Source organism: Nonomuraea recticatena (genome assembly GCF_039533245.1).
Lineage (GTDB): Bacteria > Actinomycetota > Actinomycetes > Streptosporangiales > Streptosporangiaceae > Nonomuraea > Nonomuraea roseola.
Genome location: NZ_BAAATE010000080.1, coordinates 1 through 7,432, shown reverse-complemented (window position 1 = coordinate 7,432; position 7,432 = coordinate 1). Strand labels below are relative to the sequence as shown.

Genomic DNA, 7,432 nt, shown 5'->3' with positions numbered 1-7,432 from the left:
CGCTACGTCGCCCGCGAAGTCTTCCCGATCATCACAGAAGCACTCTCACCTGCGCGTACTCCGTCCGCTGCGGCTTGACAAGCATAGGGGCGTCATCACGCTCGTCCTTCAGCTCCGCGTGTTCCTTCTGCTAGGAGCTGTTTCTTGGATCAGGTGCGAAGCCAAATGACCAGGGCTGCAACGGTGACGGTCCCGAGGAAGACGTAGGCGCGCTTGTCATAGCGGGTGGCAACAGCCCGGAAGTTCTTGAGGCGGTTGATCGTGCGTTCCACGACGTTGCGCTTCTTGTATCGCTCGGCATCGAACCCGGCCGGTTGGCCGCCGGCCGAGCCGCGCCTGGCTCGGTTGGCCCGCTGGTCACGAGGCTCGGGGATGGTGTGCCGGATGTGACGCCGGCGCAGGTAGCGCCGGTTGGCGCGAGAACTGTACGCCTTATCAGCGGCAAGACTATCGGGCCTGGTCCGGGGACGGCCTGGCCCGATCCGTGGCATTCGAATCCGTTCCAGCACCGCCCGCAGCTGGGGACTGTCGCCGTGCTGCCCGGGCGTCAAGACCAGCGACAGCGGACGGCATCGGCCGTCGGCCGACAGGTGGATCTTCGTGGTGAAGCCGCCACGTGAGCGACCTAAGCACTCCCCAGCCTGACCACCTCCGCCAGCCGGGCCGCCAAGCTCGCCAGCACCGGGCCGTCCCGCTTTGTCCCCGTGGGTTCCCCCTTTTGAGGGTCGGCCGGTGGCGGAACCCGCCGAGGCGCACCGGCCGCGTGCTGGTGCGCCCGCGAGGTCGTGGAGTCCACCCCGATGTCCCAATCCACCAGGCCCGCGGCATCCTGAGCGGCCTGGACCGCCGACAGCAGCCGATCCCACGTCCCATCCGCCGACCAGCGCCGATGCCGCTTGTACACCGTCATCCACGACCCGAACCGCTCCGGAAGATCGCGCCAGGGCAATCCCGTACGCGCCCGGTAGAGCACCCCGTTGATCACCATGCGGTGGTCATTCCACCGCCCACCACGCGCTCCGCTGGCGGGCAGCAGGGGCTCTAATTGCTCCCATTCGGCGTTCGTCAGATCACCACGACCCATACGCCGAGCGTGACAAGTCCTGCGCCCACTGTCAGAAGATCTAAGAAACAGCCCCTAGTAGTGCTTTGTTAGGTCTGTTGGTGGCTGTTGTGGCGTAACGGTCTCAGCCTTCGATGACAGGTAGGGCATGCGCCGGTCCAGGTCGCGAGTAGCAGTTGTAACTTGCGAATGACCTTGTAGAGGGTCAGACCGGCGCAGCCGCTTTTGGGTCGAGTCGCAGCATGGTGATGAATAGGTGCGCGGCGGTGACAAGGGTGACGTGCCGGTGCCAGCCGGTCCAGGACCGGCCTTCGAAGTGGTCCAGTCCCAGGCCGGTCTTCAGTTCGCGGTAGTCGTGCTCGATCCGCCAGCGGATCTTGCCATACCGGATCAGGTCGGCCGGGTCGGTGTCGGCAGGCAGGCTGGACAGCCAGTACTTGACCGGCGCGGTCTCATCGTCGGGCCACTGTGCGATCAGCCACCGCTCGGGCAGGGTGCCATCGCGGTCGCGGGCGACCCGGTGTCCAGCTGGACGCACTCGCAGGAAGACGAACTGCGAGCGCATCTCACCCTTGGAGCCTTCGCGCCAGGACAGCGAGACCGCGGCGTCGCGGCCGGCGGCCCGGACGTGTTCGGCCAAGCTGACGGCGCCCTCCGGGTAACGCAGCCCAGTCCGGGTTGGGGGCCTGCCTCGGCCGGACCAGACCCGCTGCACCGCGACCACGTCCGGGGCGTGTGCGAGGGCGTCGCCTTTGACCTGCACGATGTAGCCGATCCCGCGTTCGTCCAGGGCGCTGCGGAACTGACTGCTGTCGCCGTAGGCGGCATCGGCTGCCACCAGAGGCGGCCGCAGCCCTTGCTCGATCAACGCATCGAGCATCTCCACCGCCATCATCCACTTCGGACGATGCCGCTCCTGGTCTGGGATCCCGCAACGGTCCCGTCGCGCGGCCACCTCCGAGCCCGTGGCGGCGTCGGCTACCTCGTCATTCCATGACGTCGGCACGAACAGCCGCCAATCCAGTGGACTGGATGCGGTGTCGGTGACCGCATGGACACTCACTCCGATCTGGCAGTTGGCCACCTTTCCGAGGGTGCCGGAGTACTGCCGCGCCACACACGGCGAGCCCGTGCCGTCCTTCGAAAATCCCGTGTCGTCGACTACCCACGCCACCGGCTTCACGAGATCGATTGCACAGCGTGCCAGCCTGGCCCGCACCGCCCAGGTGTCCCACGTCGACGTGGTCACGAACTGCTGCAACCCCTGGTGATCAACGCCGAGCCGCTCCGCCATCGGTTGCATCGACTTACGCCGCCCGTCCAGCAACAACCCACGCAGGTACGTCGCCCCTTTGGCCCGCTGATCCGAGCGGGCCATGGGCGCGAACATCTCCGCGGCGAACGCCTCGAGGCGTTGCCGCACAACCGAAAGCTCATGAGGGGTCACCGCAGCATGAAACTACCCGTACCGTCACAGCGACTCCACGACACGCCGACCTAACAAAGCACTACTAGCCCGCCTTCTCCTTGGCGTGCTGCTTGGCCAGCTCGGCCTTCTCCCGCCGCAGCCGCGCCAGCTCCTGTGCTGATACCTTCAGCATCTCGCTCCTGGAGCCGTTGCCACTCGCCGCTCACGTCGGCAAGCCGGTCCATCTGCACCCAGTTGTGCAGCGAGTTGTGCAGCGTGTACTCGTTGATACCAAGGGCTTGCGCGACGTGCGAGACGGGCTTACCGGTCTCCCTGACGGTCCGCACCACCCCCGCCCCGGAACTCCGGATCAAAGCGACGCCTCGTGGTACTTGCCACGACCAAACCTCTCCCGGCTCGGTCTCCACGCTACGAGGGGAACTCAGTCATGTCCATCCCCTGAAAGCGTGGAGACTCGGTTATGCGGCGATGGCCTCCTGAGACCTCGCCTTGGTGGCTGTTCGCGCGGTCATGATCTGCCGCTCGTAGACGATCGGGGGTAGCCCGTCGGCGGCGCTATGTCGGCGATCGCCTTGACGTCGCTGGCGATGTTCGTCTCCTGTTCGCGGGGGTTGTAGGTGACGGCCAGCCGTAAAGGCCTGCGAGCTTTGCCTAGGGCAGTCACGATGCTGTTGCTCTGGGCACCTTGGTCGGCTAGACGCCAGGTCTGCCTTTCGGCTGGTCCATCACCATCCGGGTCGAAGGTCTGCTTCCAGGTCCACAAGATCACGTGGTCAGCTCCGGTGCGGAGCGGCTCGTCCACCCGCTCCTTGACCAAGCGGTCGGCATCTGCCTTGACGATCTGCCTGTCCGGGCCGGCGTGTGTGAGACCGATCTCGCGGCTGCCGATGTAGAGGCCAGGCATGAGCGTCTTCCATGACAGCAGCCGGAAGCGCTGCCAGAAGTTGGTGATGGCAGCGGCGTCGGGCTGGATCTTGGAGGCAGCGTACTGGCTACCTGCGATGTTGACGGCGTCGACGGCCCCGGTCAAAACGTATCGCTCGACGTTGGCGAGGGTGAGTAGGGGATAGTCGCGCTGCATGGCTCGTGCACATAGCTGGTTCGAGCCGCAGCCTAGTTCAGGGATACACGTCTACCGCGATCTGACGGCCCGGTGGCAGGGCCGCCCGCAGGGCCTGGGATGCCTCAGTGACGAACTGGATGATCCGGCCAGTGAGGAATTCGACGCGGTGAGCAGGACCGACCGTCTGGGCTTCGTCATCGAATCCCCTGAGCCCGAGGTCGTAAGCGAACTTCACACCAACGACCCCCGACTGGTTGGCGTACAGCTTGAGCTTCTCGGTGGCCGCTTAGCTGCTCCGGTCCGCGCTTCCAGGCTTTAAAGAGGTCGGTCTCGAGCCAGATGCGCAGCCCCTGAGTGCGGGCCTGCTCGAGCGCCTGGGCGACCGGGTCGATGGTCGCGGTCTGTGTGGGGGTGGCTGTCGGTGTGGATATGGGCGACGGCGAGGTGACCATCAGCTCCTGCGTCGGTTGGATAGTGGGATCGGCCGGCGCCGGATGGCTGGACAGGGTGGGCGGGATAGTCGAACGGGTGTGCGGTGGCGACGAGGTGGGCTCGCCGATCTCAGGTGTGATGACCGAGACCACCTGGTCGTCGGCGCACGCGTAGTGCGGGTTGCGGCCCGGTTGGCAGATACCGCCCGGTGGATCGACGGACTTGCCGCTGCCGTCGATGCAGTGGTACTTGCGATCGGATGACTGCCAGAGGCACACGAGCTCACTCTCACAGTCCTTGATGCGCTTGGTGGAGGCGTAGTGGCTCTTGCCGGCATCGTGGCAGAAGTAGTTCGGCGGGTGGGAGTTGCCGTCGGAGGAGGTCGCGGAGATGGTAGGCGTTGTGTTGGCGCCTGGCGGGGAGCCAGCGACCAGGCCGCTCTGTCCGCTGACGTTCAGGTTATCGAGGCACTGCTGGTATCGCGGGGTTCCAGGGGGGTCCCAGACGGCGCAGGTCTCTTCGTTGCTGACGTTGCCGTACGGATTGGCGATGGCCAGACCGGCGGAGCCGATCAAGCCCATAGCAAGGACGGCCGCGAGGATCATCCAGCCGCGTTTACCTAAGAGAATGCGGTTCATTCACGCTCCTAGTGGAGATTGGCGCGGGGTGGCCGCCGCGCCGGTGGCGTTGGTTTGGACGGGCTCTGTCGCCCCCGGGAGGGCACTTCTGGGGTGTCCACGCGAGGTGAGACCGCGTGGGGGAGAGGTAGGGCGTTCTCACCCGAGGCTGGGATTGGCCGCGCTGGGGCTGCAGTTACTCCAGTAGCCTCCGCCGGTGGTGGGGGAGGAAACCCAATAGCCCCTGTCTTTGGCGATGGTCCAGGACACGGTCAGGGTGAGGGTGCCGCTGGCGTCTGTGGTCGAACCGCTGCCGGTGTTGGTCCCGCGCCAGGAGACGGTGATGATCCCGGAGGCGGTACGGCTAGCACTCAGGCAGCCCGGCTCGGATTGGGGTGCGTCGACGGTGAACGAACCGTTGGTGTCAACGTTGATGTGGCTATTTCCGCTGGCTGACCATGTTCCGCTGCCGGGGGAGATGCTCACGTTGAAGGAGCCGCTGCGGTCAGTGCCCAGGTGGATGGATGAGGCAGACAGGCTGGCGCTGGGCGGTCGAGGCAGTACAGAAGTTGAGGCGGGAGGGGGCGTGGTTGCGCTCGAACGGCTCGAGGAATGGGTGTCCGAGCGGGCGAAAGGCCCGTGGCTGGGGCCTATCGGTTGGACGACATTCAAGTCATCCGGGGCGTCCTTTCGGGTGGGCTTGATGCTCGGTTTGGCAGTTGGGTGCCGGCGGGCTTGCTGTGCGGGCACGGCGGGTGGCGAAGGCGATGACGAGGGGAGCGGCGTGAGCCGAGGCTGCGCTACCTCGCCGGTGGGCACGGGTGGGGCGAAGCTGTCGAAGGGCAGCGGTCCCAGGTCAATCTGCGGATCGAGCTGGGCTGCGGTGCTGGTCGGGGCCTGTTGCGATCCGAAAGGGTTGAACAGCAACGTGAGGCAGACCAGGCCCACGATTACCGTGGCGGCGTGGAGGCCGGCACGGCGCAGGCGGCCAGTTGGCCGGGTGGTGTCGGCGGACTTGCGAGGAAGGCCTTCGTCATGCTGAGGGGGTGCGCCTCGGCGGTGCCGACCTAAGCCTGGGCTGAGCGAGGTGTCGCGGCGGGCGTCGGCTGCTACGTCGCTGGCCACAGACGCGGACCCTGCGGCGTGGAGGAGTCGGGCGGATCGCTCCGGCATGTGCGCGGCCTCCTCACATGATCTGACTTGAACAACAACTACTGGTAAAGGATGTAGCAAATGTAGCTGGGGTCAATTATCGGGATCGATGGTGCAGTAGAAATTCCCGAGACATCGTGTCCTTTTTGTGACCCATCTGGGCAGGGAGATCAGAGGGCCTCCACAGCTCGTCAACGTCAACACTCCGCCCATACGGGGGCCTCCGGCGCTCGCTGATGTCAGGGCCCGACCTGCGGAGGCTTTCGGGGCGTTGATCACGAGAGCGTCATAAGTGAAGATTTCGCCCCGAATGCAGTAACGAAGGCCATGTTGGTCTCTACTCTCTGACTCTGTTCACAACAGACAGTCAAGGTGAATGGCTCTTCGCCACTCCGCTGAGCCATCGCCTGGCTGTGTCACAGGCAGCTGCCCCGCTTCCTCTCTCTGGTGGGATCGGCCTTGTCTTCTGCGAGGCGACATGCACAAGCTCGGGATGGAGGTCGTCGATCACGGCCTGGATGCGACGGTGACCTGTCATCGTCAGGTGCGGCGCGTTCCCTCGGGGAGCGGGCATCTAGGTGCGTGCTTGCTGCGGGTGCTGACGGCGGCTCGTGCCGAAGGCTGGCCGAGATCGCGGTGCTGACCGCCCATCGACTGCTCCACATCTCACACCGGCGGGGCGAGCCGAGCTTCCCGTCCCGACCTGGTCGCCCGGCGCGGTTCGCCGCGCGATCGCCGCCGAGCTGGGCGGGTTGCCGGTGCGGGGCGTGGTGCCGCTGGGGTCGGACGGCGTCGTCCTGGCTGCTCCGCTGCCGAGCACTTCAATCTGCCTGGCTCCGGTCGTCAGGTGGCGAAGTTACTGGCCGATAGATGGCGAGTGCACCAGGCGCTGGCGGACGCAAAGCTGCTCGGCTGTCCGCTCGCGCTCGCCCCGCGCCGAACCGATCCAGCCGTGAGCATGCCCAGACTTGTCCGGTCGGCGATCGACTTGGCGATGACCTATCAGTCGACATGGCCGGAACCTGCCCGGGCGGGACGGTCCTACGAGTGGTACGTCCCGGTTGCCACTGATGCTCTGGTGCCGTACTCGGCGCGGCCACACCAATGTGATGGCAGCACGGCTAGCACTCCACCACCGGGAGGGGTGCGGGCATGCGGCTGCGTTCATCGTCGACGCCGCAGACAAACTACGCCACGATCAGCAGCTCGCGCAGGCTGCTGGCCAGGCGCTGTCCATGCTCGGTTTCCGCGATGGGCTGCTCCGGCTGCTGCTTCGGTTACGGTCCGCAGGCCCGCTCCCTCTCGCAAGACGATGTAGGAGACGAACACGCCGGAGTTGTGCAGCCGCTCCCGAAGCGCCGGTGTGACCGCCGCCGCGCGCCACTCCTTGGCGGCGTCGGGCTGGAGCTGACTGTCGAGGCCAGCGCGGTCGGGGTCAGGTACGGCGAGAGCGTTCGGACGGGGCTGGAGTCAGCGACATGGTCGCGCTGGTCGAGCCAACCGGGCGGCACGAGGCGGTCAGCGTGTCCACGACGATGGGCACCGCTCGTTGATGAGTGGGGCATGTCGAGGGGCCTTCCTTAGACCGTGACTCATTTGGAGATTGATCGTTAGACCGTTCGTGGATGCGTTCCTTCGACGGCTGGTGCCTGATGAGTTGTGGGAGTTGTTCCTGC

5 protein-coding genes are annotated in these 7,432 nt (G+C 65.9%); all 5 read right to left on the bottom strand.

The window, feature by feature from the left end:
- Nucleotides 1-149: 149 nt before the first annotated feature.
- Nucleotides 150-1,084 (bottom strand): IS5 family transposase gene (locus ABFX50_RS50015; protein WP_379506961.1). Its coding sequence is split into 2 segments (ribosomal slippage): nucleotides 150-725 and nucleotides 728-1,084, totalling 933 coding nucleotides; the frame shifts between segments, so codons are not numbered across the junction.
- A 184-nt stretch (nucleotides 1,085-1,268) separates the two neighbouring features.
- Nucleotides 1,269-2,510 carry an IS701 family transposase gene (locus ABFX50_RS50010; RefSeq protein WP_346158244.1) on the bottom strand — a complete coding sequence of 414 codons (1,242 nt, stop codon included), beginning with the start codon at nucleotides 2,508-2,510 and terminating at the stop codon, nucleotides 1,269-1,271.
- Nucleotides 2,511-3,000: 490 nt separating this feature from the next.
- Nucleotides 3,001-3,573, bottom strand: coding sequence for a hypothetical protein (locus ABFX50_RS50005; RefSeq protein WP_346158241.1), 573 nt, complete (start codon nucleotides 3,571-3,573; stop codon nucleotides 3,001-3,003).
- Nucleotides 3,574-3,749: 176 nt separating this feature from the next.
- A complete protein-coding gene (locus ABFX50_RS50000) occupies nucleotides 3,750-4,625 on the bottom strand; it encodes a hypothetical protein (RefSeq protein ID WP_346158239.1) in 876 nt (291 codons plus the stop codon).
- A gap of 138 nt (nucleotides 4,626-4,763) precedes the next feature.
- Nucleotides 4,764-5,090 (bottom strand): hypothetical protein, encoded by a 327-nt coding sequence (locus tag ABFX50_RS49995; protein ID WP_346158237.1) that lies wholly within the window; start codon nucleotides 5,088-5,090, stop codon nucleotides 4,764-4,766.
- Nucleotides 5,091-7,432 lie beyond the last annotated feature (2,342 nt).